24 protein-coding genes and 3 tRNA genes are annotated in these 26,986 nt (G+C 54.7%); 5 read left to right on the top strand and 22 right to left on the bottom strand.

What is annotated here, in order from left to right; translation table 11 throughout:
- Positions 1-248: 248 nt before the first annotated feature.
- The 6 genes from BN1115_RS21230 to BN1115_RS03630 form a co-directional block, all read right to left on the bottom strand.
- Positions 249-2,174, bottom strand: a complete 1,926-nt coding sequence (locus BN1115_RS21230) for a hypothetical protein (protein WP_050070483.1) — start codon at positions 2,172-2,174, stop codon at positions 249-251.
- Positions 2,175-2,956: 782 nt separating this feature from the next.
- Positions 2,957-3,376: a DUF2787 family protein gene (locus BN1115_RS03650; protein WP_042656102.1), complete on the bottom strand. Its 420-nt coding sequence runs from the start codon at positions 3,374-3,376 to the stop codon at positions 2,957-2,959.
- A gap of 61 nt (positions 3,377-3,437) precedes the next feature.
- Complete coding sequence (locus BN1115_RS03645) at positions 3,438-4,043, bottom strand: hypothetical protein (RefSeq protein ID WP_050070482.1); 606 nt, start codon at positions 4,041-4,043, stop codon at positions 3,438-3,440.
- A 122-nt stretch (positions 4,044-4,165) separates the two neighbouring features.
- The gene (locus tag BN1115_RS03640; protein WP_025201450.1) at positions 4,166-4,468 is read right to left on the bottom strand and encodes a YkvA family protein; all 303 of its coding nucleotides are present in this window, start codon (positions 4,466-4,468) and stop codon (positions 4,166-4,168) included.
- The gene (locus BN1115_RS03635; RefSeq protein WP_042656101.1) at positions 4,461-4,817 is read right to left on the bottom strand and encodes a hypothetical protein; all 357 of its coding nucleotides are present in this window, start codon (positions 4,815-4,817) and stop codon (positions 4,461-4,463) included. The genes BN1115_RS03640 and BN1115_RS03635 overlap by 8 nt, the downstream gene beginning before the upstream one ends.
- Positions 4,818-4,966: 149 nt before the next feature.
- Positions 4,967-6,172 carry a tyrosine-type recombinase/integrase gene (locus BN1115_RS03630; RefSeq protein WP_042014325.1) on the bottom strand — a complete coding sequence of 402 codons (1,206 nt, stop codon included), beginning with the start codon at positions 6,170-6,172 and terminating at the stop codon, positions 4,967-4,969.
- 884 nt (positions 6,173-7,056) lie between these two features.
- On the opposite strand from BN1115_RS03630, the gene BN1115_RS22760 reads away from it, so the two are divergent.
- From BN1115_RS22760 to BN1115_RS03615, 3 genes are read left to right on the top strand one after another with little or no spacing between them, the layout of a single operon-like run.
- Positions 7,057-7,368, top strand: a complete 312-nt coding sequence (locus BN1115_RS22760) for a hypothetical protein (RefSeq protein ID WP_042656100.1) — start codon at positions 7,057-7,059, stop codon at positions 7,366-7,368.
- Positions 7,361-8,530 (top strand): DNA cytosine methyltransferase, encoded by a 1,170-nt coding sequence (locus tag BN1115_RS03620; RefSeq protein WP_042656099.1) that lies wholly within the window; start codon positions 7,361-7,363, stop codon positions 8,528-8,530. Before BN1115_RS22760 ends, BN1115_RS03620 begins: the two co-directional genes overlap by 8 nt.
- A gap of 56 nt (positions 8,531-8,586) precedes the next feature.
- Positions 8,587-9,351 carry a GIY-YIG nuclease family protein gene (locus tag BN1115_RS03615; RefSeq protein WP_042656098.1) on the top strand — a complete coding sequence of 255 codons (765 nt, stop codon included), beginning with the start codon at positions 8,587-8,589 and terminating at the stop codon, positions 9,349-9,351.
- Positions 9,352-9,555: 204 nt separating this feature from the next.
- Here the strand turns inward: BN1115_RS03615 and BN1115_RS03610 are convergent, their stop codons facing one another.
- The 15 genes from BN1115_RS03610 to BN1115_RS03545 all read right to left on the bottom strand — a co-directional run bounded on the left by BN1115_RS03610 (position 9,556) and on the right by BN1115_RS03545 (position 24,637).
- Positions 9,556-10,812, bottom strand: a complete 1,257-nt coding sequence (locus BN1115_RS03610; protein WP_244152204.1) for a mobilization protein — start codon at positions 10,810-10,812, stop codon at positions 9,556-9,558.
- 675 nt (positions 10,813-11,487) lie between these two features.
- Positions 11,488-12,771 carry a VapE domain-containing protein gene (locus BN1115_RS03605; protein WP_042656097.1) on the bottom strand — a complete coding sequence of 428 codons (1,284 nt, stop codon included), beginning with the start codon at positions 12,769-12,771 and terminating at the stop codon, positions 11,488-11,490.
- Between the two features lie 134 nt (positions 12,772-12,905).
- A complete protein-coding gene (locus BN1115_RS22130; RefSeq protein WP_128821536.1) occupies positions 12,906-13,118 on the bottom strand; it encodes a hypothetical protein in 213 nt (70 codons plus the stop codon).
- A 193-nt stretch (positions 13,119-13,311) separates the two neighbouring features.
- Positions 13,312-14,337: a tyrosine-type recombinase/integrase gene (locus tag BN1115_RS03600; protein WP_042656096.1), complete on the bottom strand. Its 1,026-nt coding sequence runs from the start codon at positions 14,335-14,337 to the stop codon at positions 13,312-13,314.
- Positions 14,338-14,424: 87 nt separating this feature from the next.
- A tRNA-Leu gene (locus tag BN1115_RS03595) sits at positions 14,425-14,511 on the bottom strand.
- 41 nt (positions 14,512-14,552) lie between these two features.
- A tRNA-Cys gene (locus BN1115_RS03590) sits at positions 14,553-14,626 on the bottom strand.
- 35 nt (positions 14,627-14,661) lie between these two features.
- Positions 14,662-14,737: transfer RNA gene (locus BN1115_RS03585), tRNA-Gly, on the bottom strand.
- A 181-nt stretch (positions 14,738-14,918) separates the two neighbouring features.
- Complete coding sequence (gene pgsA / locus BN1115_RS03580) at positions 14,919-15,473, bottom strand: CDP-diacylglycerol--glycerol-3-phosphate 3-phosphatidyltransferase (protein WP_042057638.1); 555 nt, start codon at positions 15,471-15,473, stop codon at positions 14,919-14,921.
- Between the two features lie 211 nt (positions 15,474-15,684).
- On the bottom strand, positions 15,685-17,538 hold the full coding sequence (uvrC, locus tag BN1115_RS03575) for an excinuclease ABC subunit UvrC (protein ID WP_042656095.1): 1,854 nt from the start codon (positions 17,536-17,538) through the stop codon (positions 15,685-15,687).
- A gap of 127 nt (positions 17,539-17,665) precedes the next feature.
- A complete protein-coding gene (gene uvrY, locus BN1115_RS03570) occupies positions 17,666-18,310 on the bottom strand; it encodes a UvrY/SirA/GacA family response regulator transcription factor (RefSeq protein ID WP_042656094.1) in 645 nt (214 codons plus the stop codon).
- Positions 18,311-18,523: 213 nt separating this feature from the next.
- Positions 18,524-19,273, bottom strand: a complete 750-nt coding sequence (gene kdsB / locus BN1115_RS03565) for a 3-deoxy-manno-octulosonate cytidylyltransferase (RefSeq protein ID WP_042656093.1) — start codon at positions 19,271-19,273, stop codon at positions 18,524-18,526.
- Entirely contained in the window at positions 19,270-19,458 is a 189-nt protein-coding gene (locus tag BN1115_RS03560) for a Trm112 family protein (protein ID WP_005347033.1), read from the bottom strand. Before BN1115_RS03560 ends, kdsB begins: the two co-directional genes overlap by 4 nt.
- A gap of 120 nt (positions 19,459-19,578) precedes the next feature.
- Entirely contained in the window at positions 19,579-20,568 is a 990-nt protein-coding gene (lpxK, locus tag BN1115_RS03555; RefSeq protein ID WP_042656092.1) for a tetraacyldisaccharide 4'-kinase, read from the bottom strand.
- Positions 20,568-22,331 carry a lipid A ABC transporter ATP-binding protein/permease MsbA gene (gene msbA, locus BN1115_RS03550; RefSeq protein WP_042656091.1) on the bottom strand — a complete coding sequence of 588 codons (1,764 nt, stop codon included), beginning with the start codon at positions 22,329-22,331 and terminating at the stop codon, positions 20,568-20,570. Before msbA ends, lpxK begins: the two co-directional genes overlap by 1 nt.
- Before the next feature lie 104 nt (positions 22,332-22,435).
- Positions 22,436-24,637 (bottom strand): DNA internalization-related competence protein ComEC/Rec2, encoded by a 2,202-nt coding sequence (locus tag BN1115_RS03545; RefSeq protein ID WP_042656090.1) that lies wholly within the window; start codon positions 24,635-24,637, stop codon positions 22,436-22,438.
- A gap of 27 nt (positions 24,638-24,664) precedes the next feature.
- Here BN1115_RS03545 and BN1115_RS03540 point away from each other — a divergent pair, with 27 nt between their 5' ends.
- Positions 24,665-25,183, top strand: a complete 519-nt coding sequence (locus BN1115_RS03540; RefSeq protein ID WP_042656089.1) for a DUF2062 domain-containing protein — start codon at positions 24,665-24,667, stop codon at positions 25,181-25,183.
- Positions 25,177-25,680: a DUF2062 domain-containing protein gene (locus BN1115_RS03535; protein ID WP_042656088.1), complete on the top strand. Its 504-nt coding sequence runs from the start codon at positions 25,177-25,179 to the stop codon at positions 25,678-25,680. Before BN1115_RS03540 ends, BN1115_RS03535 begins: the two co-directional genes overlap by 7 nt.
- A 105-nt stretch (positions 25,681-25,785) precedes the next feature.
- On the opposite strand, the gene BN1115_RS03530 is transcribed toward BN1115_RS03535, so the two are convergent.
- Positions 25,786-26,976 carry an amino acid aminotransferase gene (locus BN1115_RS03530; RefSeq protein WP_042656087.1) on the bottom strand — a complete coding sequence of 397 codons (1,191 nt, stop codon included), beginning with the start codon at positions 26,974-26,976 and terminating at the stop codon, positions 25,786-25,788.
- Positions 26,977-26,986 lie beyond the last annotated feature (10 nt).

Here is a 26,986-nt window from a genome sequence, read left to right as displayed (position 1 = left end):
TGCTGCCAATACCCAGCGAGCGCACACCTGTACCGGGAGTCGCATCCTGAACATCCATGCCGTTCTGGAAACCAGAGCCAACCAAGCTGGCGTCAACCATGCCTTGGGAGCGCTCAGGCATGAACCAACTCACCTGCAATTGGGAGCCACTGTCTCCGTGAGCCATCTTGACCATGCCGTAACGGTACTTTTCGCCGCTGGGCAGGGGTTGGCTAACCCAGCAGCCGGTAACATGGGTAAGACTTTGATCAGACATCGATTGGGATCTCCTTGCTCGTTTGCGTGGCCATTGAATACGCATCTACAGGAATGGGCTTGTCACTCGCATAGCAGCTAGGTTCCTGGGGGTGTTTGGTTTGAAACACACCGTAAGCACGTAGCTTGGTTGTCTGTTCGATCACCAGCAGATCACTAATCCCAAGGTCGCTGTACTCCTCGACAGGTAATTCATGAGGACTGCAAAAGTTGAATGGCAGACTGGCGGGTAAACAGCCAGGTAGGTTACAAATCCGAAACCAGAGGAAACGGTTGAACGAGCGGAATGCTCGACGGAGGCTAGACCTGTCGTACCAGTACTCAAACAACGATTCGATGAACTGCTCGATTTCCTCTATTTGCGGCAATGATTCAAAGGCTCGAATCAGCATCAAGGCTGTCGGCCATGACATAACATACTGTGACAAGTTGCTTGAACCGTTCCTGTCATAGGCAATCCAGTAGTAGTCATTCTCAGCCCAAAGTGCTTTCACATGAGCAGCCAGGATCAGCTCATCTGGGCTCATACCTTTGTCAATTTCTCGCTCCAATGCTAGCCGAGTGGCACCCCACCCGTTCATCACAAAAATCTGCTGAACTAAGGGAAGCATCGATAATGACCAGCCCGCTCGGCTAATCAGCTCTACTGCTTTCTGCAGAGCTCGATCTTCACGGCTAAGTCTTTCATCAAACAGCTCAGTATCAGAATCGAAGCTACCTTGGCTGTCATACACGTCGTCGGGATCAAAGGCATAAGCCGCAAATTCGTCGTCATTTTGGTCATCATGAATGTCAAGTTCATCAGCTACACCAAAATAGAGATCATCCTGCTCGACCAATATCTCATCATTGTCGAAGAAGTCATCCTCAGGCTCATAACTATCAGGCTGATTGACTTGATACCCTTCAAAATCGAGGGCGAATTCATGTGGATCGCAAAAATCTATACCACCAACCAACTCTTGAATATGGCTATCGCTGTAGTAGCTCTCTGAACCAGAAGGCCACTGATAATCAATTATTGCTTCCTTAGGTGTCTGAGGCAGTTGAGGGATTGCTTCACAGAGAACGTCGTCCACCGTTACAGATACCTGTGTTGAGTGTGACGGGACTACTTTGAAGTGGGGGGCATGGCTCACTAAGGTCTTGGGCCCCTGCGCCGTTGACGCCACATCCACAGGCTTACATGCACGAGCTAAGGATAAGGTTTCGCGCTCATTGGCAGAAATAACTCGCGTATCCTCAGTTACTGACAATGGAACCGGCAAAATAACCGTTTCATAGACTTCGTCCCGCAAACAGGGGAAGGGGTCTAGCCCGACAAAAACACTGGCATCAGCGGTAATGTATTCCAAATCAGTAGCTGTGATCGTCTCATCATCCCTCTCTGAGACGACATCGACTTCTGGAGACAGATCAAGAAAGGCGCTCTGTTGCCTTTTCGCCAGAAAAGCCTGTTGCATCAAAGCCGCCGCCTGCTTTGGACGGTTCTGTAGTATGTAGACTCGTCCTAAGAGATCTAGAAGCTCAGGATCTTCGTTTTCAGCAAGTTCTTCTTCAAGCAACTCTTCTGCGGCAACTAGCTTTCCGGAGCTCACCAGGACGTTGACTGATTGAAGCAGTTGTTCACGGTTGCGGGTTTTGTGAGCTGGCAAATGAGCAGCCTTGTGACGATCGCATAGGCTTTTCAGCTCAAGATTTCTAATAATGTCTAATAGATCCGGATGGTCTCGCAGAATATCGCAGGCCACAATCTTGGCCTGATCCAGTTGCCAATCATCTAGGGTCTGACCCCGCGAGTACAACTCATTATCGGTTGTACGCTCCTTCAACAGATCCAGAACATGTTTTTCCGACTCTGTGCTGCCACGTTGAGCCAGCAAGTCCCTCAGGCTATGCAGCAGGTCTTCCCAATCCATCAACAACTCCAAATGACCCTTAGCCTTATGGGCAATGCAAACCTCAGTCTATGGACCGCTCTTGTTATCCGTTCGAAACAGACTATGGCAATTCTGTAGTCTCCAGTAGCCAGATACCGAGCAGTGCCACACGTATTTACGTTGGCGGATGCCATATAGTATGAGCGCCCCAAACACGCTTCATACTTATGCAATGCAATGCACGATCTCGTTGCTCTAATGTGGCAATCAACGCTGCCATCCTGGCTGTCGCTACCAGATTGCTCAGACCTCAGGTTGTGACAAACACTAACTCATGATGCGAGGGAGTCCTACCTTATCACCTCATTGAGCTGATGGACATTTGCGGCCATCACACAATGAGAAGATGCTCGAACTTTCTTTGTTGTCGACGTTCAATGGACAGAGACGCTTTGGGACTGACTGCGCAACCGACCCCTGTTGCATAAGATGATGACCACATAACTAACTGATAATTAATGTAAATCAGGCTTGGTGGAATAACGCTATTGGGGATACACACATATCTGTCTTTCTCCCTCCCCGCCGATGACAAAAAAACAAGCCTCCCAGCCACAGGCCGGGGATACTTGTTTTGGGGATGGTGGCTGAGAGAGACACCTGAAGCAGCCGAAGGATGGACTAACCTACTGAGCCGCTGACCGGTTTCGAGTTGGGTTAGTCCATGGCTCCTTGCCCTGCATGGAAAGGTGAACACAGTAGCACCACTGCCAGAACCGAACCGCCGCTGGTTCCTGTTCCTCTCCTGTCCGGTGCGACGGTTACGCAGCCACTGAGACGGTAAACACGCCCATCTGGTAGTAACTGACGAAGTTCGACTCCCACATCGTATAGAGCTCCCTGGCCGACGCTGGTCCCATCTGGCCGTAACGGAGCAGGTAGTATTCTTCGCTCAAAAAGTTGAAGTCGATCTCTTTGACCAGCTCCGCCATATCCTCCGGCCCCTGATAGCTAAAGTCCGTCACGTAATCGAATTGCCACCGGTCTTTACGCTTGAGCAGCCGTATTTCTACCGGATGAAACCCGCCACGAACCGGGCCGTAATCCGGGTCTCGGAAGTTGAAGACCAGACTGGATTTTCCCTTCAGCACCATTCCAGATCTAACCAGTTCCTGATCCAGAATACTCATCAATGCCTGACTGACAGGCAGGGCAAAATCGCCCGCAAATGGGATCGTCATAATCACCTCAGATTGGTTGTTTGGGGGGCTCACCCTTGGACAGGTGAGCACTATGCAGGGGTTATTCGATGGTAGAAGTTACGGTACAGAGCTCATCAGTTAGCGAACCCAAGCGCTCAAGGTAATCAGGCACCAGTTCGTGCAGCATCGGATTGCCGTCTGCCTTCTGGGTCAACTTCAGCCCGTCCGAGCGCAGAATGGCTGATAAGAATCCGGCGTTATTGGCGCTGCCCCCTTTAAACAGTCGCTTCATAACGCTGGATTTAAACGGCTTGTCTGCGGGCAAGGAGCGCAACACATCGTCAATCGCCGACAGCTCAATCCACTCCTTGCTATGCAGACCCCCACCCTGATTGCCGGTAATTTTCAGGAACAGCTCGCCACTCTCTTCATGACGACCGATGGCATAGAAAATCAGCCCTTCTGATCTGGTACTGAGTTTCTCGGCGGTATGGTTGAGCAAGGTGAGTATGGGTGCAGGGCCGCCGGGCACGGAGTCTGCGGTGTAGCCGGGTCCTGGCCTGGCCTTGTCGGCGTCAGCCGCAAGGGCTGGCGAGAGAGGCTCGGCGCAGCCGCTTGCTCCGGATGTGAGTGGGCTCTCTTCGGCTGGCGTGGTGCTGGCAGGTTTACGGGTCTCTTCAACGCGGTTTTTACGGGGTCTTGTCATGATAGTTTCCTTACAACGTCGTTAGATAACCGGAGATTGCGATCTCCAGACCATCGGTAGATGGGTCATAGATAAAGGGTCATAGAAAACGCGATAGCGTGACAGGACCGACTCCATCACTGTCACAGTGATCTCATTCGGTCTTTCGCGGATTGACGGTGGTGCGACTTAACCGGCAGTGCGGCTAATGCCGAGGTGATGACCGATAAGTCATCCAGATAACCGGCAAATGGAATGGGATCTGGTACCACGTCGAACGGGTTTACCAGATAAGCCAGCGCACCGATGATGAGCGCATAGCACCAGACCGGCAGATCGCCATCCGTGAGCAGGACATACAGCAGCACGGCCTTTTCCAACAGCTCCTTAATCCCCTTGATCTCTTTTAACTTACGCATGATGTCGCTATGGCTGGGATTACTCATGGTGCATCGCCTCTAGGGTGGTGTTCAGCGGTGCATCTGAGTGGATCAGTAGGTAAATCCCCGCCCCCTCATCGTTGAGGATGGCCAGCAGCAGACGCCAATCTTCGGATATGGCGAACTCTTGCTCCGGGTAACGCAAACCGAATATCACCTGATTCTGGGTATGCTGTGGCATGGCCTGGAACTCACTCACCGAGTCCGCCATCTCGATAATGATCAGGCAGCAGCCGGTAGCATCCCAGAATGCCTGAGCCTCTTCCTGTGATGAAAAGGGCTCGATAATCCGTTCCATGACCGAGACATGGAGTGCCGGGTAGGCCGCGAGCAATGTATCCTCCGGCCATTCCATACAAGTTTTCATCGTGTTTTTCTCTCCAATAAAAAGGCCCTTAAGCTCAGATGAACTTAAGGGCCTGGGAACTGTGAAATGTGGACCAACAGCCTATGTAACAGCGCTGTCTGGTTATTAATATCTGTTTATAAACAATACCTTTTCGGTCACTCCGCCTGGATCATAGACGAGAGACCTTCGCTGATATTGCGACTGCGCTCAGAAGTCAGCTTTGCATACCGCTGGGAGGATTGAATGCTGGCGTGGGCCAGTTGTGCCTTGACGTCATACAGGCTGTATTGACCGGAAGAGACCAATGCACTGGCGACAGAATGGCGCGCCGTATGGAAGCAGACCTCATCGCGATCTTCGATACCGGCTTTCTGCAACACCCGTTCATAGGCACATCTGGGTTCACCAATGGGCTTGCCCTGACATCGAATATGCTGGCTCGCGAACACATAGGGATTACCGGCTATTCTGGGGAGCTTCTCCAGAATATCGATAGCCAATGTGCTCAGGTAAATGATCCGGCTCTTGCCATTCTTGGTCAGGGGTACGAACAGCGTCTTATCCTCCCAGTTCACATGTTCCCATTTAGCGAGTAACACCTCTGATTTTCTCGCCCCCGTCAGGTAGAGCATCGCGATGAAGCTGCCTGCGGCTTGATTGCGGTCCTGCAATGCCACCTCAATGACCCGTTTCATCTCTTCAATCGATAGGAAACGCGTCCTGGCATTGTCCTCCTTCAACAGCTTGATCTTGGCCGCCTCGTTGGTGTCCAGAATGCCCCAGCGCACCGCATAGCTGCCCATGGTCTTTAACTGGGCCAATACCCTGTTGGCGGTACTCGGTGCGTAGGCCGTCTGCTGAGGGTTGTTAGGGTGAACCATCTCCGATTGCAACTGCAGGACATCCATCGCCTTGAGTTGCCGGTAACGCATGGCCCCAAAGCGTGGTTCTATGTTGTGTTTGAACCGCTGAATGTCGCTGTTGATCGATCGTTTACCGATGGTCTTGAGGTGCGGCAAAAAGGTCTGCCAGAAGAACTCCGAAAGGGTGGGCTCAGTTTTGTAGCTATCCCGCTCTGCTACCGGGTCGATGCCTTCTGCCAGCATCGCCTTGTACTTGCGGGCAATGGTCCTGGCTTGGCTCACATCGATATCGCCGAATCGCCCCAGGGCGATGCTGCGCTTCTTGCCCTGGAGGGTATAGCGCAGTAGGAAACGCTTACTGCCCTGGCTTTTTCCTGACAAGAGTTTTAAGCCAATGACCTCTGTATCGGAGAACTCCAGTTCAGTAGCGCCTGCGTCTCGTTGTTGTGCGGGCAAAGCCTTGATGGCTGCATTGGTAAAGCGAAATTTGGTCTGCATAGATACCTCCGATGATAGGTTGGATCATGGGATTAATATCTGTTTCAAAGGGGGTTCAATGCGGGTTTGGGAAGTGCGCGGCCAAGACGTAACAGCACGCCACGCTTGCCTTAGTACCAGAGACAGACCCCGGAAAAGTCCGGAGCAGTAGCCTACCAAACGTCCTTGGCTATGTTGGAAGACTGAGCAGGTTGTTCGCAACGAATTGCAGGAAGTAGTAAGTCGCTTAGACAAGAAATGGACAAGAAAGGAAAAGTGAGAGAGGGGAAACGCTGGGGAGCAGAAACAAAAACGACGCAATGAAGCGTCGTATCTGTTTAATCTGTAAGGCTTTTTTCTTCAATTTTAATGGTGCCCGAGGCCGGAATCGAACCGGCACGACGCGAACGTCGAGGGATTTTAAAAGCCGTCAGTAGAGTCAACTAAAGCAACTTAGCATTGATATACAAGGGTTTCAAGTCACTGTGAGCCATACAAAATCACCCATTTTTAGGCGGTACTACGCCTAGTTTACGCCTACTGTATGGTGCTTCGGACCTCGCAGATTGTAGGGTTCCAGTGTCAAGACACTACATCGACAGACTCTTAGAATAGGCCGATTAATGGCATCCTTATCACTCATCTGACACCCGATACGTTTCCACCGCCCCTGTGATATACTGTACGAAAACACAGTGCATTCTTTAAGTCATGCTCGCATTCCCTTACCCCAACTCAGATTGTCTGGTGCAGCCACTGATGCTCTTACCAACGACCTCTATCTTTCCCCCTCTATTAAGTAGTGCCTTGCCCACCTCAACCGCAAAACCAGTTGCACATATATTAATGTACATGGAGAATATAAACATGTACCGTTATGGTTATCGGCTGTATCCTTCCCGGCCATGACTTATGAAGAATTTCAACGCCAGTTGGGGAAAGCAGGCATCAGCGTGAAGGAGTTTGCCAGGTTGCTTGAGATGAACCGCAACTCCATTACAAACTGCTCTGTTCGAGGTGAGATCCCCTCCCATCTAGCAGTTATCGCCGCCTTAATGGCAGAGATGGCCGATAACCAACTCGACTTTAAAAAAGTACTGTCGCGTATTGATATCGCGCCCAAGAAGCCAAGGGGGGCAGGGGTAAAAGGCAAATTTGGCGGAAACCCTCAGCCCCCCTCACCTTCGACTTCGATTAAAGAGGACCGTAATGAGTAGTATCGAATTATTTGCAGGGGCAGGCGGGCTGGCCATGGGTATGACCCGTGCGGGCTTCCAGCACTCTGCCGTTATTGAGTGGAATGATGACGCCTGCCAAACGATTCGTGAAAACCAAGCCCACTACGTAGAGAAAGGCCAAGATTTCCTGCTGTTTGAAGGAGATGCACGTGCTTTCGATTTCACACCATACGCCGGTGATGTAGAAGTAATCTCCGGCGGCCCACCCTGTCAGCCCTTCTCCCTTGGGGGAAAGCACGCAGGCAACTTGGATGAACGGGACATGTTTCCTACTGCAGTCCAAGCAGTCCGTGAAACGAAGCCCAGAGCCTTTATCTTTGAAAATGTGAAGGGGCTTTTGCGTCAGAGCTTTGCTAGCTATTTTGAGTATGTTTACCTTCAACTCAGCTACCCGGATATCATTAGAAAATCAGATGAAAGCTGGGCTGAACATCTTGCACGCTTAGAAGGGATACACACTTCAGGTAAGGTGAAACCGACCTACCATGTGGTGTTTCGGCTTTTGAATGCTGCCGATTATGGTGTTCCACAAAAACGTGAACGGGTGTTTCTTGTTGGGTTCCGGGCAGACCTAGGTATTCAATGGACCTTCCCTGAGCCTACCCACTCAGAAGATGAACTCCTGATCTCAAAATGGATTACCGGTACATATTGGGACGAGCACAAGATACAGGTATCATCTAGGCCTACTCCCCCAGAAAAATTAGCGAAACGCATCTCTAAGCTAGCTGCTTCACTAGAAACAAGACAACGCCTACTTCGATGGACAACGGTACGAGATGCTATTGCAGGCCTTCCAGATCCTGAACAGCCGACTTTGCTTCGTGTTCCCAACCATACTTTCAACCCAGGGGCTAGATCTTACCCAGGACATACCGGCAGCCCTCTAGATGAACCGGCTAAAACGCTGAAAGCAGGCAATCATGGCGTCCCAGGCGGAGAGAACATGCTAGTTCGAAGTGATGGCTCTGTGCGTTACTTCACCGTTAGGGAAGCTGCAAGGATTCAAACTTTCCCGGATGATTATGTATTCCACGGTTCTTGGTCCGACACGATGAAGCAGCTTGGAAATGCAGTGCCAGTTCGCTTAGCCGAGGTTGTAGCTTCATCTGTAGCTGCAGCACTGGCAGGTGGTGGCTAGTAGAACCTTCCTTATTCTGAGGAAATCGGCATAATCTCCCAAAACATGGAGGGCTTATGCCGACGCGTAAATGCTTTGAAGAACTAGAATTCGACCTACCATCGGCCCTACTCACTCAGCTAATTACGCTGTTTGATGAAATGCCCGAAGGCCCTTTAGAGGCAGCAACCGTCCAAAAAATTGATGACGCCCAAGGCGTATATCAGCTTTTTTTAAAGGGCAAGCTCGTGTACATCGGTAAGACTGATGCCCAAGCAGGGCTTCGTGCAAGGCTGTTACGTCACTCAACTAAGATCCGCTCACGTCGTAATCTCGCTCATGACACCATCGGGTTTAAGGCTGTGAGGGTTTTTGTATTCACGGCGATGGATCTCGAAGAGTTACTAATCAAACACTACAGGTCCAGCACGACTCCCCCAATATGGAACCTGAGTGGATTCGGCTCTAACGACCCGGGCCGTAACCGTGACCATACGGAACTTAAAGCTGACCATTTTGATAAACTCTACCCTATCGATCTAGATTTGGACGTTACGTTAACCACAGAAAATGGCCAAGCATCAGCGGCGGAAGTACTGAGCCAGCTAAAAGGGCAACTGGCTTACAACATTAGATTTGAAGGGAAATCAAGCAAATCTAAAAGCCCACACCCCGATCTCGTCGCCACAAAAGTTCACTTTCCGACTAACACAGATACCGTAAGGAACGTTCTGCAAAGGGTCAAAACTGCACTTGGTTCTGAATGGCAAATCACCGCCCTCCCCGGCTATATCATTGCTTACCGCGAAAAGAAGCATTACAAGGAAGGAATACTGATTTAATCCGCAAAGTTTTGGATAACCATATCTGGACGATATTTCTAGAACGGAAAGTGATGTGCGGGTTGGGATCAAGCCACTGAACAAGATGGTAGGATTTGGTATGCCTGCTCGTCAGATGGCCAACTAAGCGGAACAGCCGCTAGGAAAAAGGCTGTACCGCTTTGGAATTACGCAACAACGCCGAGCGAAACACTAAACAGACCTCTACGGATTAAGATCAGACCCAAACCCGAGGGCCTGTCTGACCTTGCTAGTTTTTTTGGCTGCTTTCGCTACGGGGTAGAGCACCTTCTGGATTTCTTCGGCAAGTGGGCGCCACTCTGATAAAGCAGCAATCGCGGTATCCGCATCGGCCTTGGCCTCCATCGTTCTGGGATCGCGGATAATCGCGGCAAATGCGGTGAGGATAGGCGACAAAACCATCCTCATGCGCTCCTCCATGACTGTGACCGCTTGCTTGGCCCAGCTTTCGGCCCTTATCGCTATCACCTTGGCCTGCTCGACCTTCAGCAAAGAAGCCTCAATGCTCACCCTTGCATTTTCTTCGGCCTCTTTAACCCTCTCGGCAGCCTCGGCCAGGCGATACGCTGTCGCTGCTTCTTGTGCAGCCAATTCGGCCACTCTAGCCTCTGCGGCCTCAATTTCTGTGGCCCGCAGGATCACCTCTCCCAACAGGTCCTGACTCTGTTCCTCCATGTTCCGAGATCCGTACAGAGCGGCATCCTTGGTCGCGGCCAATAGCTGAGCCTCGGTGTAAAGCGGATCACCCCGTCCCAACAACCCGGTTCGATGCTCCACCTCTTGTCTGGCGATGATCTCTTTGATCCGCCGCATGCTCGGCCCCTTCGGCTTATTTGCCCTAATGAGCACCGCATGAGCAGACAGTGCTCGTTGCTCAGCTTTCCACCCATCTCTGGACAACCTGCGCCGACACGGTCCGATACGAGCTAAGCCGAAGCTATTAGACACTGTATACATCTCGTCTTGCCAAGACCTCATGGCATCCTTGTACGCACGATTTTGCATTCCTTTTCGCTCGCCTCGCGCTGCTGAAGCACGCGCTGCGGCAACTCCAGGATGCACTGATCCGAACGACTCACCAGACATCGGCACCAGATAAAAATGGATGTGCCGATACTTCTCATCGAGATGCTCGACCACTGATTTAAGTCTGTCGCCGTGCTTTTTTCTTAAATAGCGAATCATCTCATTGCGATATTCCGGCCACAGCTCATCTGGCAAATTTTCTGGCACACTAACCACACCAGCACATAGACACAGTCCATCGATCCTCAGTTTTCTCCCCCTCGGATCCACTGCCTGTTCCGCCCATTTTGTAGCCTGCTGTACGGCCTCCGATGGTGTTACTCCGAACCACTGGATAGGCTGCTGAGGTACTTTCACATGCGGATGAGCACCGGGTTTCCGCTCGGCCTCGTCCGCTATCTGTTGGGCAGACATAACTTGGCCAGTCTTCGACTTCCCCCCTTGTCGTGCATATCCATCAATGTGTGCAAACTGATACCCCGCCATATATTCTTCTCCTCTGTCTGAACTCGTCCCACGCTACTCCAAAAACGCCATTGTGTGGGCTAAAATATAAGCCAAGTGACCAAGTGACCGACTATGCTTATTCGCCGCGCCCTTCGGTCTCGTCAGCATAAGCGTCGGCCCTGCGGGGCTAGGGAACAGCAGGCGAACTCCAGAATTGGATGGCAGCACAATAGGAGCCCCAAAACATAGGAAGGCACAGATCGGTTTTGGATAGGATTGAAAGTTTAATTAGATCGGGTTGTCCGACGCTAAGATGTCAGCACCGGCACGGTGACGACGCGTAGCAGTATGGTGACAGTGTGGTGATCTAGCTGTAAGTCGTACCACTATTGACTTTGCTTAACGTTAGTGACGGTGTAATAGTGTTTTTTACTACTATCCCCCCACATTGATATTCTTCCCCCTCTCCTACCTACTATCAAACTAACTCTATTAGAAACTACTGTCACACTGTCACCGAGATCAGTAAAGCCAGATGTGGCGAGGGTTGAAGGTGTGATAGTGAAATTTTTCTCCTATCACGTACTGTTACCTAACACAAAAAAAGAGCCCATTAATAATGGGCTAAAAATTAAAACATTATCAGGCTTTAAAATATTTCCTTCGGTCTCGGCCTTCCCCGGACTTTAACACTCCATCTTTAGTAAGTTGAGCTAGGTCTTTGCCGATTTTTCCTGCATAGCTGGCATTCAGCCCAAGCAGCCCTGCAATTTCAGATGCACTGATACCCATGTAATCATCTTTCCACCAGACATCTATTTTCTCCATAATAATATGATAATAATCGCCTTTAATCATATATTGTATGTTGTTATGCTCAGATGATTTTAGCTCTGATTCATTAAGAATCCATCCTAAACCGGTGTCATACCAATGTTTTACTTCAAGCCAAAATTGTAGGAGTTGTCCTCTGTCCGTCTGGCGAACCCTACCGTTGTTATACGAATAGCCTAGAATTTCATTTACGTCATCGAGGCTTATTTTTCCTGTCACCTCAATGACCGTAAATCGGCTATTTCCAGAGATATCTTTTAAGAACTCATCATTATTGACTGTTCCGATCATTACGGTCCTGCGCTTTTTTTTAATTGCTACCCGTCCATAAGGAGGTCGAAAATTGTCCACATCCTTGGTAATGAATGCCTTGACGGCCCCAACTTCTTTCCTCGTGGAGCGTTCAAGCTCGGATAGCTCAACAATATGGTGACCTGTAACAGTAATCAGATTGTCCTTATTCTCTGGATCAAGGGGGCTTTCAGGCAGAAAACTACCCGCCACGATGGAACATACTCGACTCAAAAATGTAGATTTATATGTAGACTGGCCACCCTTCAATACTGGCACTAGCTTTGATGAAAAGTGTTGCTCGAACACTGCCGCGATGGCGCTAATAAGCCACTTTTTCATTATGCTATTCCTCATCATGGGATCAGTGCAGGGCATACAATCAAGCACTCGCTGTACACGCTCTACACCATCCCAGCACAGGCCATCAAGTGCGGCGGCGACTGGGTGATAGCTAGCACGTTCACCAATAGCCACTAAGTGATGCTCAATGACTGCTATCGACAGGCCAGACTTAGAACATTCGTCAATAAGTATCGATTTTAGATTTTCATAAGACGGCTCAACGATCACACCATTCTGCTTAACGTCCAGATTCATGCTCATCTGATTTTTTGCTATTTCAAGACCTATGTGTTTGAGCAAGGTGACTAAGTTACTACTCGTTGCCAATGGCTTGGGGCGTTTGCTTTTGCTCAGGTCGGGATATTCTATCAACTGATCAACCTGTGCAGGTTCAATTTTAAGCTGAGGCTCATCACCTTGACTTTCATTTATTTTTTTAATATTATTTACATGCATAATGTTTCCTGTTTTTTATGCAAACCAACGCTCACCAAAGCGCTGGGAATTAATAAAACCTTTTGATAATGTGGACGCATAATTAAAAGGCTAAAGGGCTCAAGTGTTGAAGACATTGGAGCCCTTTTTCATGCTCACAGCTCACCTGCCATCCAGAGTCCCAAAAGATGCTTATTCACAAAAATACGATTTCCTATTTCACATACGCACTTCGCCATTTTGGGATCAGTATGACGAAGTCGTAACAGACGAGTTAGCACTTGATAGTTCATACCTGGGATATTGGCCTGCCGGATCGGAATCCAATTTTCAATATTCATTGCCAGCTCTTGTATATTATTGTTCATAACCCCTCCAACATTGAGTGATTTAATTAATTTAATGCTTATCAGTGCGAATCGACTTAGCCAATATATAGCTAAGTCACTCTCATATACAAGATGCCAACATTTATAAGAATTAAAAGGATGTATTTTTATTTTAAATAAATACTTTTCAGCTTTTTCTATAAATTAAAAAAGAATTTCAGATTATTATCCTTTACCCCTTATTTATTAACTGGCCAAAAACCTCGTCAATCGCACGTTTTTTGTTCTCCGTGCTGTGGTGAATGTAGCGCTGAGTTGTGAGGATGGTTTTATGACCGAGAACTTCTTTGATCACGGAAAGCGGAACCCCACTCATAGCAAGGTAGCTTCCAGTCGTGTGGCGTAAACCGTGGAACACCAACCCGGTGATCTCGGCCTCTGCCAGTGCTGCGTACCAATGCTTATCGAAGTATTTGAACGGGAATAGAGAATCATCAGGGTGAGGGAATAGCCAGCCATTACCAACCTCTCGGAAGGCTGCAAGCTCGTTTAGACAATCGTCAGTCAGTGGCAGAACACGATCAGAGCCGTTTTTGGTATCGCTCAGATATGCCGTCTTATCTTGGAAGTTGATAGCGCTCCAGCGTAGTCCCAGAAGCTCAGACCGACGCGCTCCAGTGCTCACGGCTAGAAGCACAAGTAAGTGCAGGCGCTCCCACTGGCTGACCTTGCAAGCTGCTAATAGTCGCTCCAGTTCCTCACGGGATGCGAATCGCTCACGTTGCCGGGCTTCTTTGATTTGCTTTATTTGGCGGGCGGGGTTGTGCTGGCAGTCATAGCGATCGTTTATGAACTCGAACACAGAAGATAGCGCTGACTTGTACCGATTATGGGTAGCCGTAGCCATGCCATCATCAAGCATCGACTGTAAGCACTTTTTAACGTCTTGTTTTGTGATTTTACCGATTAGCTTGTCGGCACCAATCGCACCGACCCACCAATTGAGACGCCCTTTAACGTTAGGGTCTTTTCCGGTGTGCTGATCGAGGTACTCAGCTATGGCGTTTTGGAGGGATAGAGTATTGAGCGTGACATTAGCCAGTGTTCCAGCCAAGTCAGCATTGAGGGTGATAAGTGCCGCGAACTTCTCGGCCTCTTTTTTCAGTCTGAATGTTTTAGATACACGAGAACCCTCCCGCATGAACTCCACACGGTAGGTTTTTCCTTTTGCGCCTTTTCGTTCTTGAACTTTAGCCATTTCAACACCTCTCCGCCTAATTGCGCCTAGAAGATGTCGACTCGCACTGACTAAATCAAAAAATTTCTTTTAAAATCATAAACTTAATGGTGCCCGAGGCCGGAATCGAACCGGCACGCCTCGAAAAGCGAGGGATTTTAAATCCCTTGTGTCTACCGATTTCACCACTCGGGCACCGCAATCGGTATCAAGCTCGCGTGGCGGGCTTGTCAATATGGAGGCACGTTCCGGAGTCGAACCGGACTAAACGGATTTGCAATCCGCTGCATAACCGCTTTGCTAACGCGCCATGCAAAAGAGAGTTGGCTCTCTATTGTCTGAATTTGGAGCGGGAAACGAGACTCGAACTCGCGACCCCGACCTTGGCAAGGTCGTGCTCTACCAACTGAGCTATTCCCGCATTGGTCTGGCTGACTGCCTGACTACGAGGACGCATTCTAGCGATGTTCCTCGCCCAGTCAACCAGAAATATTCAATTACCTGATCGTTCGGGCATTTTTTGCCCTTTTTGAACAGTTTTAGCGCCTTTGGCCGTTTTCTGCCTCAAATCAGCGGAAACCTCACCTTGCGGCGCGGGTGACTCACAGCTTGGCGTGGTGGGTCAGATCGCCCCAGGCCGCCTTCATGTACTGGAACATCGACCAGAAGGTGAGCACGGTGGCGACATAGAGCATCACGTAGGCGAGCCACACCATCCAGACGTTGTATTGCCAAATCAGACCGGTGAGCGACACCATCTGGATCATGGTCTTCCACTTGCCAATCCAGCTGACCGCCACCGAGGAGCGTTTGCCCAGTTCGGCCATCCATTCACGCAGGGCAGAGATGATGATCTCCCGGCCAATCATGGTCATGGCGGGGATGGTGACCCAGATGGTGTTGTAGTGTTCGACGATAACCACCAGTGCGGCGGCGACCATGATCTTGTCGGCAACCGGGTCGAGGAAGGCGCCAAAGGCGGTGGACTGATTGAGCTTGCGAGCCAGATAGCCATCAAACCAGTCGGTGGCAGCGGCCAGAATAAAGATGAGGGCAGCCGCCAGATAGGACCATTGGTAAGGCAGATAGAACAGGATGACGAAGACGGGAATGAGCAAAATCCGGAAAAACGTCAACAGGTTAGGTATGTTTGTCATTATTTTTTCAGCCACTTCTTGTACGTCGCTACATAGTGCGCCAAAGCCGATTTGCGATGCAACCGCACTGGCGCCCGTCCTGGTCTTCTTAATCCATCAATCTTCTCAAGATGCGGGGCCATTATGGCATTTACGGCCCCCCCGCGTCACGGCTCTTGTGCATCAAGGAGTTAGCGATTTTTCCTGGCTGCTGGCTGCGCCTAAAAGCTGTTCAGGCGCCGTGCAAGCCATCGTGGATGGTCTGGGCCAGCTCCTGACTGATGCCGGGTACCTTGGCCAGTTCATCCACGCTCGCCTTTTTGACCTCCTGCAGGCCGCCCAGATATTTGAGCAGTGCCTGCCGCCGTTTCGGGCCCACCCCCGGAATATCCTCCAGACTGCTGCTGGTGCGGGCCTTGGCACGCCGCGCCCGGTGGCCGGTAATGGCAAAACGGTGGGATTCATCGCGAATATGCTGAATAAGGTGCAAAGCGGGCATATCTGCCGGCAAATGCAGCTCTTCGTGGCTCTCCCCCATGATAAGGGTCTCCAGCCCCGCCTTGCGGGTAACCCCTTTGGCAATCCCCACCAGCAGCGGGTATTTGCCGCCGAGGAACTCCAGCTGACGGGCCAGGATCTCTTCGGCGCGACGCAACTGGCCAAGGCCGCCGTCAATAAACAGTACGTCCGGCACCTTGTCCGGCTCCTGCTGCTTGCCAAAGCGGCGCTCCAGCGCCTGCTCCATCGCCGCGTAGTCATCACCACCGGTGATGCCGTCAATGTTGAAACGACGATATTCCGATGAGAGCGGCCCCTCCCGGTTGAACACCACGCAAGAGGCCACCGTGCGCTCCCCCATGGTGTGGGAGATATCGAAACACTCCATGCGGGCGATCGGGCGCTCCAGCTCCAGCAGCGCTTCCAGCTGATCGTAGCGAGCAGTCATCGTACTCTTGTGAGCAAGCCGCGAGCGCAGCGCCGTCTCGGCGTTGATGGAGGCAAGCTTGATAAAGCGGGCCCGCTCGGCGCGGGTACGGCTCACCACCCGCACCTTGTAACCTGCAGTCTGGCTCAGGGTCTCGGCGATGACGCTCTCGTCCTCGAGGGCCACATCGAGCAGCACCTCGCTCGGGATCTGCCGCCCCCCCTGACCCGACAGATAGAACTGCAGCAGGAAGGATTGCACTACCTCGTCAAGCTGGGTGTCGGCCGGTACTTTCGGGAAGTAGCTGCGCGAGCCCAGCACCTTGCCCTGACGGATAAAGAGCACGTGGATGCAGGCCGCACCTTGCTGGAAGGCCACCCCCACCACGTCGAGCTCGTCCAGCACGTTGCCGCTCACCGACTGCTGCTCGGTGACCCGGCGCAGCGCCAGGATCTGATCCCGATAGCGGGCCGCCTCTTCAAAGCGCAGATCGCCGCTGGCGGACTCCATCTTGCCTACCAGCTCGCCAATCACCTGCTGGTTCTTGCCCGCCAGAAACAGCTTGGCCAGCTCCACCTGCTGGGCATATTCGGCCTCACTCACCAGCCCGGGTACGCAAGGACCGGCGCAACGCTTGAGCTGATAGAGCAGGCACGGGCGAGTGCGGTTGGCATAGACCGCATCCTCGCACTGGCGCACCGGGAAGATTTTCTGCATCAAATGCAGGCTCTCGCGTACCGCGCCGCCAGAAGGATACGGGCCGAAGTACTCTCCCTTGATCTTGCGCGCACCACGATGCACGCCGATGCGCGGATGCTGGTGCGCGGTGATGATGATCCAGGGGTAGGATTTGTCGTCCCGCAGCAACACGTTGTAGCGGGGCTGGTACTGCTTGATCAGGTTGTGTTCGAGGATCAAGGCCTCGGTCTCGGTGTGGGTGACGGTGACCTGGATATCGGCGATCTGGCGCACCAGGGTGCGGGTCTTGATGCTATCGACGTTGGTGCGAAAGTAGGAGGCGAGCCGCTTTTTCAGATCCTTGGCCTTGCCGACATAGATCACGGTGCCACCGCTGTCATACATGCGGTAAACGCCGCTCTGATGGGTGACTGCGCTCAGAAACGCCTTGCTGTCGAAGAGAGGTTCGGGAGAGAGGGTCATCAGCTACTCGGCTCACACAAAGGCAAAAATTGACGGTCAGAGCATACTGCCCCCGCCGCCTGAAAAGCAAAGGGGCAGAAAAGCAAAAAGGCGGCACTCGCCGCCTTTGTGACCACACGCCACCTGATTACAGGGTATCGGCATCCAGCATGCCATAGCGAATGGCCAGATGGGTCAGTTCCACGTCACCGTTGATCCCCAGTTTGCTGAACAGACGATAGCGGTAGCTGTTGACCGTCTTCGGGCTCAGGTTGAGCTGCTCGGAGATCTCGGTCACCTTCTGCCCCTTGGTGATCATCATCATGATCTGCAGCTCGCGCTCGGAAAGGGACTTGAAGGGATTCTCGTCAGCGGAGGCAAACTGGCTGAGGGCCATCTGCTGGGCAATCTCCGGGGAGATGTAACGCTGACCGGAGTGCACCAGCCGGATCGCCTGGATCATCTCGTCAGGGGCTGCTCCCTTGGTCAGGTAACCGGCGGCGCCCGCCTGCATCACCTTGGTGGGGAACGGATTTTCTGAATGAATGGTCAGCACTATGATGCGCACATCGGGGCGGATCCGCAGAATTTTGCGGGTTGCTTCCAGACCACCAATACCCGGCATGTTCATGTCCATCAGGATCACGTCCGGATGGTGCTGGCGACAGAACGTAACTGCGGTCTCGCCGCTCTGTGCCTCGCCCACCACCTTGATCCCGCGTACATCTTCAAGAATGCGTCTTATCCCTGTACGCACCAGCTCATGATCATCGACCAGGAATACATTTATCACCCAAACACCCCGTTTTTATCTCGTTTTAGCCGCCCAGTTAGGGTTAACAGGGCGTCTTGCATCATAACCAAACTCGTCGCTTTGGCAAACCATGCGCGCCAAAAGTTTGAGAAAACCCATGTTTAGCGTTTAAAATCAAATAATTATATAAATTTTCAAAACAAAAAACGGTACCTTGCGACACCGTTTTTCATGACTTTCGTGCAGTGGCCATCACTTGGCCAAAAATGCGCGCACCTTCTCCAGATCTGCCTGGGTATCTACTCCCACCGGCGGCGCTTCAAACGCCTGGGCGACGTGGATCTTCTCCCCATACCAGAGCACCCGCAGTTGCTCCAGCGCCTCGACCTGCTCCAGCACGCTGGGCGCCCAGTCCACATAACGCTGGATAAATCCGGCGCGATAGGCATAGATGCCGATATGGCGCTGGTAGTGGTCACCAATTTGCTCGTGACTGTTGGCAAAGCGATCCCGATCCCAGGGAATGCTGGCGCGACTGAAGTAGAGGGCGTAGCCATCCTTGTCAGTCACTACCTTGACGGCATTGGGATTAAACGCCTCTTCGGCATCCTTGATCGGCACCGACAAGGTCGCCATCGGCGCCGTGGCGGCGGCCAGATTGTCCGCTACCTGACGAATGATGGCGGGCGGAATGAGTGGCTCATCCCCCTGCACGTTGACGATGATGGTATCGGCGGCAAAGCCGTAGTGACGGCACACCTCGGCCAGACGCTCGGTGCCGGACTGGTGATCCGGTGAAGTCATGCACACCTCGACGCCGGTGGCCTGCAGCGCCTGCTGCACCCGGGCATCGTCAGTGGCGACAATCACCCGATCGGCACCCGACTGCAGGGCCTTCTCCACCACGTGTTGCACCATGGGCTTGCCATGGATATCCGCCAGCGGCTTGCCCGGCAGACGGGTTGACGCATAGCGGGCAGGAATAACGACGACGAAACTCATGACGGCAACTCATCGCTATTGAGCGGACGGGCGCGGTTCTCCAGCAGTACCGGGATCCCCTCCTCCAGCGGATAGGCAAGCTTGTCGAAGCGGCAGACCAGCTCATGCACGGCCTTGTTGTAGTGCAGCTTACCCTTGCAGACCGGGCAGGCGATGATGTCGAGCAACTTGATGTCCAAAGCCAAAACGATACTCCTTCAACGATGTCGCGCTGGCGGCTTCATCACGCCAGCGATGGATGTCGAGCAACCAGATATTCCATGCGGGGCATATCACCCCCTGCTCTCCCGCCGAGGCGAGAGAGGTTAATCTTGCGCCTTGGCAGCGCCCTTCGCCCCCAGCTTGTGCAGCAGGGTGTCGAGCAGGGAGGCGGGCAACTCGGCACTGACCGGCAGATACCACCAGTTATCGAGGGCAAACGCGCGGCACTTGACCGCATCCTTCTCGGTCATCAGCAGCGGCTTGCTGGCAAAACGGCCCACCAGCTCATCCCGATCGAAGGGGTGATGATCGCCGTAGGCTGCCTGCTGATCCAGCTGATAGCCGAGCCCCTCAAGGGTGGCAAAGAAGCGGGGCGGATGACCAATCCCCGCCAGCGCATCAACCGGCCCCGACAAGGGGGCCGCCAGCGGCGCATCGTCGCGCACCCGACGCGGGGTGTCGGCAACCAGTTGCATGGGGTACTCCCCCTTGCCCGGCTCGCCGCCGTTGCAGATGATGCCATCCACCCGCTTGAGACGAGTGACCGGCTCGCGCAGCGGCCCCATCGGCAGCAGGCAGGCGTTGCCGAAACGGCGGGCACCATCCACCACCACCAGCTCAATGTCGCGGGCCAGCGCGTAGTGCTGCAGGCCGTCGTCGGTGATGATGATATCCACCTCACCGCTCTGCTCCAGCAGTCGTACCGCATCGGCCCGTTTCGGGGCAACCACCACCGGACAGCCGCAGCGCCGGGCAATCAGCACTGGCTCATCCCCCGCCAGCGCCGTGGTGCTGGTTTCATCCAGCCGATATGGATAATGGGGCGCCTTGCCGCCATAACCACGGCTCACCACCCCGGGGCGATAGCCACGGGCTTGCAACTGCTCCACCAGCCAGACCACCACCGGCGTCTTGCCGTTTCCCCCCACCGAAATATTGCCTACCACGATCACTGGCAAGGAGGCGCGATACCCCTTGCGCCAGCCGTGGCGATAGGCGTAGCGGCGGGTGCCGCTGATGATGGCGAACAGCAGGGCAAGGGGGGCCAGCAACCAGCGCCAGCCACTCTTTGCATACCAGAGCCGTTCCAGCATCAGGCCTTGTTTCCCGCGTTGCCAAACTGAATGGCGCGCAGCTGGGCATAGGTGCCGCGCTGCTCCATCAATGCTTCGTGGTTACCGCGCTCGACGATATGGCCTTCGTCGATCACCAGGATCTCGTCCGCCTTCTCGATAGTGGAGAGACGGTGAGCGATCACCAGCGAGGTACGGGCCTTGCACAGCTCGTCGATGGCCGCCTGAATGTGGCGCTCGGACTCGGTATCGAGGGCCGAGGTGGCCTCATCCAGCAGCAGAACCGGCGCATCGCGCAGCAGAGCGCGGGCAATGGCGACTCGCTGGCGCTGACCGCCGGAAAGAGAGGCACCATTCTCGCCAACCACGGTGTCGTACCCCAGCGGCATCTTGCTGACGAACTCGTCGGCGTGGGCGATGCGAGCGGCCTGCACGATCTGGTCACGGCTGTATTTGTCTTCTGCCGCGTAGGCGATGTTGTTGGCCACCGAGTCGTTGAACAGGTGGACATGCTGGGAGACCAGCGCGTACTGCTTGCGCAGCTCGCTCAACTTGTATTCACGGATGTTGATGCCGTCCAGCAGTATCTCGCCCTGATCGATGTCATAAAAGCGAGTCAACAGGCTGGCAATGGTGCTCTTGCCGGAGCCGGAACGCCCCACCAGCGCCACCGATTTACCCGCCTCAACCTTGAAGCTGACGTTGTGCAGCGCCGGGGTATCTTTGGTCGGATAGGTGAAGGTGACGTTGCGAAACTCGATCTCGCCACGGGCGCGTTCCAGAGTACGGGTGCCGGTATCCTGCTCCGGCTCGGTGTCGAGCAGGCCAAACAGGCTGTGGCAGGCGGTGATGGCACGCTGGAACTGGTTGTTGACGTCGGTCAGGCTTTTCAGCGGCTTGAGCAGCATCATCATGGAGGTGATCATGACGGTGAAAGTACCGGCAGTCAGGGTTGATTTGACGCTATCAATGGTCGCGACGTAGAGGAAGGCTGCCAGCGCGATGGACGCAACCATCTGCACCACCGGGCTACCGATGGCATCGGCGGCGACCATCTTCATGGTCTGCTGGCGCATGTTGTTACTGACCTGGAAGAAGCGCTTCTCTTCTACCTTCTGGCCACCAAACATCAGCACCTCTTTGTGCCCTTTGAGCATCTGCTCGGTGGAGGTGGTGATATCCCCTACCGCCTGCTGGATGTGACGGCTGATCTGGCGGAAACGGCGGCTGATCAAGCCAATGATGATCCCCACCAGCGGGCCAACCACCAGGAAGATCACCGACAGCTGCCAAGAGTGCCAGAACATCAGGCCGAGCAGGCCGACCACGGTCGCCCCTTCCCGCACCAGGGTCACTAGCGTGGTGCTTGCCGCCGAGGAGACCTGACTGGCGTCATAGGTCACCTTGGAGAGCAGATGACCGGTGTTCTGACGGTCGAAGAAGCTCATCGGCATCGCCACCATGTGATTGAACACCTGCTGCTGCAGACGCATCACTACGTGGTTGCCGACCCAGGCCATACAGTAGTTGGAGAGAAAGTTGGCAACACCGCGCAGGGCCACGATGCCGAGGACGAAGAAGGGCATCCATTTCAAGACGGTGCTGTCGTTGCCATTAATGCCCTGATCGATCAGCGGCTTGATGGAGTAGACAAAGGTGGTATCCACGGCGGCGTAGCCGAGCATCCCGATGATGCCACCGACCAGGCCCAGCTTGCGATCACGGACATAACCGAGCAGGCGTCGGAATACAGGCCAGCTCTCTTGTGAGGTTTCTTGTTGCATGAATAGCCGTTAGTAATGGAAATGACGGGCTATTCTAGCCAAAGCGCAGGATTACACCAAGCGTCGCCACCGATATAGAATCCATCCGCGGCGGAAATGACGGATTATTGCTCAAACCACGCTCGTGGTCGCCACCACTCGCCACCGCGCCGGTACCAAGGGCCCTGATCACGCTCGGCAGTCACACTCAACCCCGCTGCGGTGGGCTCAACCAGAATCGCCCCTTGCTGGCCGGTGATCCACTGGCGGGCATCCCGATAGCGGTCCACCACATCGGGGCGGGGAAAGCCCCATTGATTCATAAAACCGGCGCTGTGGATCACCTCCTGCGCCGCTACCGCCGCGACAAACGGGGGCGTGGAGGAGGTGCGACTGCCATGGTGTGGGCTCACCAGCAAGGTACTGGCCAACCCCTCCCCCTCCAGCGCCACCAGTCGCTGCTCGGCCTGCCGCTCGATATCGGCACTGAGCAACACGCTGCGCTCGCCATCGCTGATACGCACCACGCAGCCATCATTATTGTGCCCGCCGCCGGGTCGTTCGGGCCAGAGCACCGTAAACGCGAGCCCTTGCCAGCGCCACTGTTGCCCACGCTGGCAGAGGGTGGTTCCCTCGCTAAAGGAGTAAGAGGAGAGCTCGTGACGCACCGGCATGGCGCTGAGCAGTCGCCTGCGATTGCCGGCATGATCCCGATCCTTGTGGCTGATGATGAGGCGATCGATCATCCGGATCCCCAGATGGCTCAGCTGGGGCAGGATCACCGCATCCGCCATGTTGTAGCCACCGGGATAGCGATCACCGGTGTCATAGAGGATTGCACGCTCCCCCTTGCTGATCAGCACCGCCAGCCCCTGCCCCACATCCAGCACCCGCAGTTGCCAGCGTGGCGGTGCAGGCCAGCACGCCAACACCAGCGCAAAGGCGCCCGGCAACCACAGCCAGCGTGCCGGGCGCCACTGCGAGGCGAACCAGAGCAGCAACAGCAGGGTGCAAAGCGGCAGCCACCAGCCGGGCAGTGGCCACCACAGTTGCAGTTGTTCGGAAAGCCAATTCAGGATAGTCAGCACCCACCCGAGCCCCATATCCGCCAGCCAGAACAGGCCATAGGCGAGCGAGGTGGAGAGCGGCGCCAACAGCACACCGATCAGCGCTAGCGGAATGATGGCGATACAAAAGAGCGGCACCGCCAGCAGGTTGATCACCATGGCCAGCGGCGCGATCCCCTCGAACAAGGCGAGCTGCAACGGCAATAGACCGAGCAACAGCCAGAGCTGGATCTGCCATAGCCCCGGCTTGTCGTGGATGTATCCCACCAGCAGCAAGATGGCCACCGCAAGAAACGAGAGCCAGAAGCCGGCCGAATAGAGGGCGAAGGGATCCCAGAGGGTCAATACCACAAAGGACCACAGCCAGATGCGCCAGGCCGGCCACTCTCGCCGGCTCCAGCGCAGCACACTCCACACCAGCACCATGAGCAGGGCCCGCTCGGTGGCCACCGCAAACCCCGCCAATGCGCTGTAGACGGCGGCAAACAGCAGGGAGGTGATAATGGTGCCGCGCAGGCCAAACAGCCTGCCCAACCACCACCCGAGCACCGCCACCAGCGCGATGTGCTGCCCTGAAATCGCGATGATGTGAGTCAGGCCGCTGCCGCGAAACAGCTCCCACTGGGCATCCGTGATGCCGCTCTGCTCGCCAAAGGTGAGGGCCGCCAGCAAGGGTGCATGGTCAAGAGTGCGCCAACTATCGGTCGCTGCGTCCAACCAGCGTTCGCGCCAGCCCGGTGCAGCCTGATGAATGTCGATCACCCGGCGCAAATTGCCGGTGGCGGTGATCCCCTTGCCCAGCAGCAGACGCCGCCCATCCAGCCCCGCCTCGTTGGCAAGGCCATGAGCCGGTTTCAACGAGGTCACCAGCGAGATCCTGCTGCCCACTGTCATGGCGGGCAACGCCTGATAGGCATTGACCCGGATCAGGGGCTCAGGTGCCACCGGTTGCTCGTCAAGGGTGCTCACCCGCAGCAACAGCCGGACAAATTTATCCCCCTCGGGCTCTGCACTTTGCAGCTGTGCGGTTATCATGTGGCTCGTCTGATCGCCCAATCGCTCCAGCCAGGCCAGCCGATAGGCAAGATTGGCCTGCATCCATAGGATGCCGAGCAGGAAAAACAGCCACCGCCAGGCACGGCAATATGCAAGGGGGATCAGCAGGGACAGCAACAGGCCCCCCCATGCGAGTGAAGGTAACCATGGCCAGAGCAGTGAGGAGCTTGCCCCCAGGGCAAACGACAACAGACGCAGATCCATGGAGCAAGTATTTAGCAAGGTTTCAATATGCCCAAACGACTCATTAAACGCTGGATGCCCGATCAGCAAACCCTGAAAGAACACAAGCACTTGCGGCTGTTCGGCAAACTGCTGCTCGATGCCAACCTCTGGCACCTCAACCGCCGCTCGGCCGCCGGAGCATTTGCGGTGGGCCTCTTCATGGCCTGGGTGCCACTCCCCTGCCAGATGCTGCTGGCCGCCGGTGGCGCCATCCTATGCCGGGTCAATCTGCCGCTCTCGGTGGCGCTGGTCTGGATCTCCAACCCCTTTACCATGCCGCCCCTGCTCTATGGCGCCTATCTGGTGGGTTGCCAGCTGCTGGGACATTCGGCGCAGCAGATCGAGATTGAGTTCACCTGGGAGTGGCTGGTCTCGGTGCTGGGCACTGTAGCGCCGCCGCTGTTGCTGGGATCGCTGATCCTGGCCCTGCTGAGTTCCCTTATCGGTTACACCCTGATCCGCACCTTCTGGCGGATCAGCACGGTGCGCCAGTGGCAAAAACGCAAGATGGCCCGCGCATGCTGAGTCGCTGGTTTGCCCGTTTCAAGCTCGATCCCGACACCCTTCGCCAGCAGAAGTGGTTTGCCCTGTTTGGTGAGCGACTGCTCGCCCCGGCCCTCTGGCAAGGGAGCACCCGCGCCCTGAGCGGCGCGGTAGCGGCCGGGATCTTCGCCTGCTGGTTCCCCATCCCGATGCACTCGCTCATCGCCGTCGGGCTGGCCCTTGCATTCAGCCTCAACCTGCCGCTGGCGCTGCTGGCTGTCTGGTTCAACAATCCCCTGACTCTGCCATTCATGTATCTCTACGCCTATCGCACCGGCTGTCTGGTGTTGCACCAGACGCCGGAGCCTTTCCACCTTACCTGGACCCTCCACTGGCTGGAGCAGGAAGCGGCGACCCTGGTGCCCCCATTCCTGCTCGGCAGCCTGCTGCTGGCTGTGCTCACTGCCCTGAGCGGTGGCGCCCTGACCGCGCTGCTGTTGCAACTGCGCAAACGGTGGCAAGGCGCCCGCCACCGCTGAGCCACCCTTCCCATTGTTTGGCGATCAGCCGTTGGCGATCAAAAAAGCCCGTCACCAAGGTGACGGGCTTTTTATTACATAGTGCCAGAGCACAAGACGATGCGATTACAGTACCTTGGCGATGGCCTCGCACAGGGGATCGATGTTGGCACGGGTGATACCAGCCACGCTGATCCGGCCGGAGCCGACGATGTAGATGGCAAACTCGCTCTTGAGCTGTTCAACCTGATCCTTGGAGAGACCGGAGAAGGAGAACATGCCGTTTTGCTCGCGGATAAAGCTGAAATCCTGGCTCACGCCGAGGGTAGCCAGCTTCTCTACCAGCAGCTCGCGCATCTCGCGAATACGCACCCGCATGGCAGCCACTTCTTCGACCCACTCGGCATAGAGAGCCGGATCGCTCACCACGGCGGTGACCACAGCGGCACCGTGTGACGGCGGGTTGGAGTAGTTGGCACGGATCACGGTCTTGACCTGGGTAAAGGCCACATCGGCGATCTCTTTGCTCGCGCTGACCAGCGTGAAGGCACCGACCCGCTCGTTGTAGAGGCCGAAGTTCTTGGAGAAGGAGCTCGCCACCAGCAGCTCGTCATGGCACTCGGCGAAGATACGCAGACCTTCGGCATCCTCTTCGATCCCACGGGCAAAACCCTGATAGGCGAAGTCAAACAGCGGCAACCAGCCCGCGGCAGCACTCTGCTTGGCCAGGGCGCGCCACTGTTCGGCAGTGGGATCGATACCGGTCGGGTTGTGGCAGCAGCCGTGCAGCAGCACCAGATCGCCTTCCTGCACTTCAGCCAGCGAAGCCTGCATGGCGACAAAGTCGAGCCCCTTGGTGGCTGCGTCGTAGTACTTGTACCACTTGACGGTCAGGCCCGCGGCCTGGAATACGCTGACGTGGTTGGCCCAGGTGGGATCGGAGATCCAGATGGTCTTGGCCAGACCATTGCGCACCACGAATTCGGCCGCGATACGCAGGGCACCGGTACCGCCCGGCGCTTGCGCGGTCTTGGCTCGGCCACTGGCAACCAGCGCAGAGTGCTGCCCGAACAGCAGTTGCTGCACGATGCGGCCATATTCGATATTGCCTTCAATACCGAGGTAGTTCTTGGTCTTCTCATCGGTCAGCAGCTTCTGCTCGGCTTTCTTGACGCAGTGAAGAATGGGGGTGGCACCGGACTCGTCCTTGTAGATCCCTACGCCCAGATTGATCTTGTGGCTGCGAGAGTCAGCGCGGAAGGCTTCGGTCAGGCCCAGGATCGGATCCGCTGGGGCGGCAACAACCTTTTCAAACATGGTATTCCCT

Origin of the sequence: Aeromonas allosaccharophila (assembly GCF_000819685.1) — a bacterium.
In the GTDB taxonomy this organism is placed as follows: Bacteria; Pseudomonadota; Gammaproteobacteria; order Enterobacterales; family Aeromonadaceae; genus Aeromonas; species Aeromonas allosaccharophila.
The sequence above is the reverse complement of the archived record's forward strand: the minus strand, read 5'-3'. Positions and strand labels throughout refer to the sequence as shown.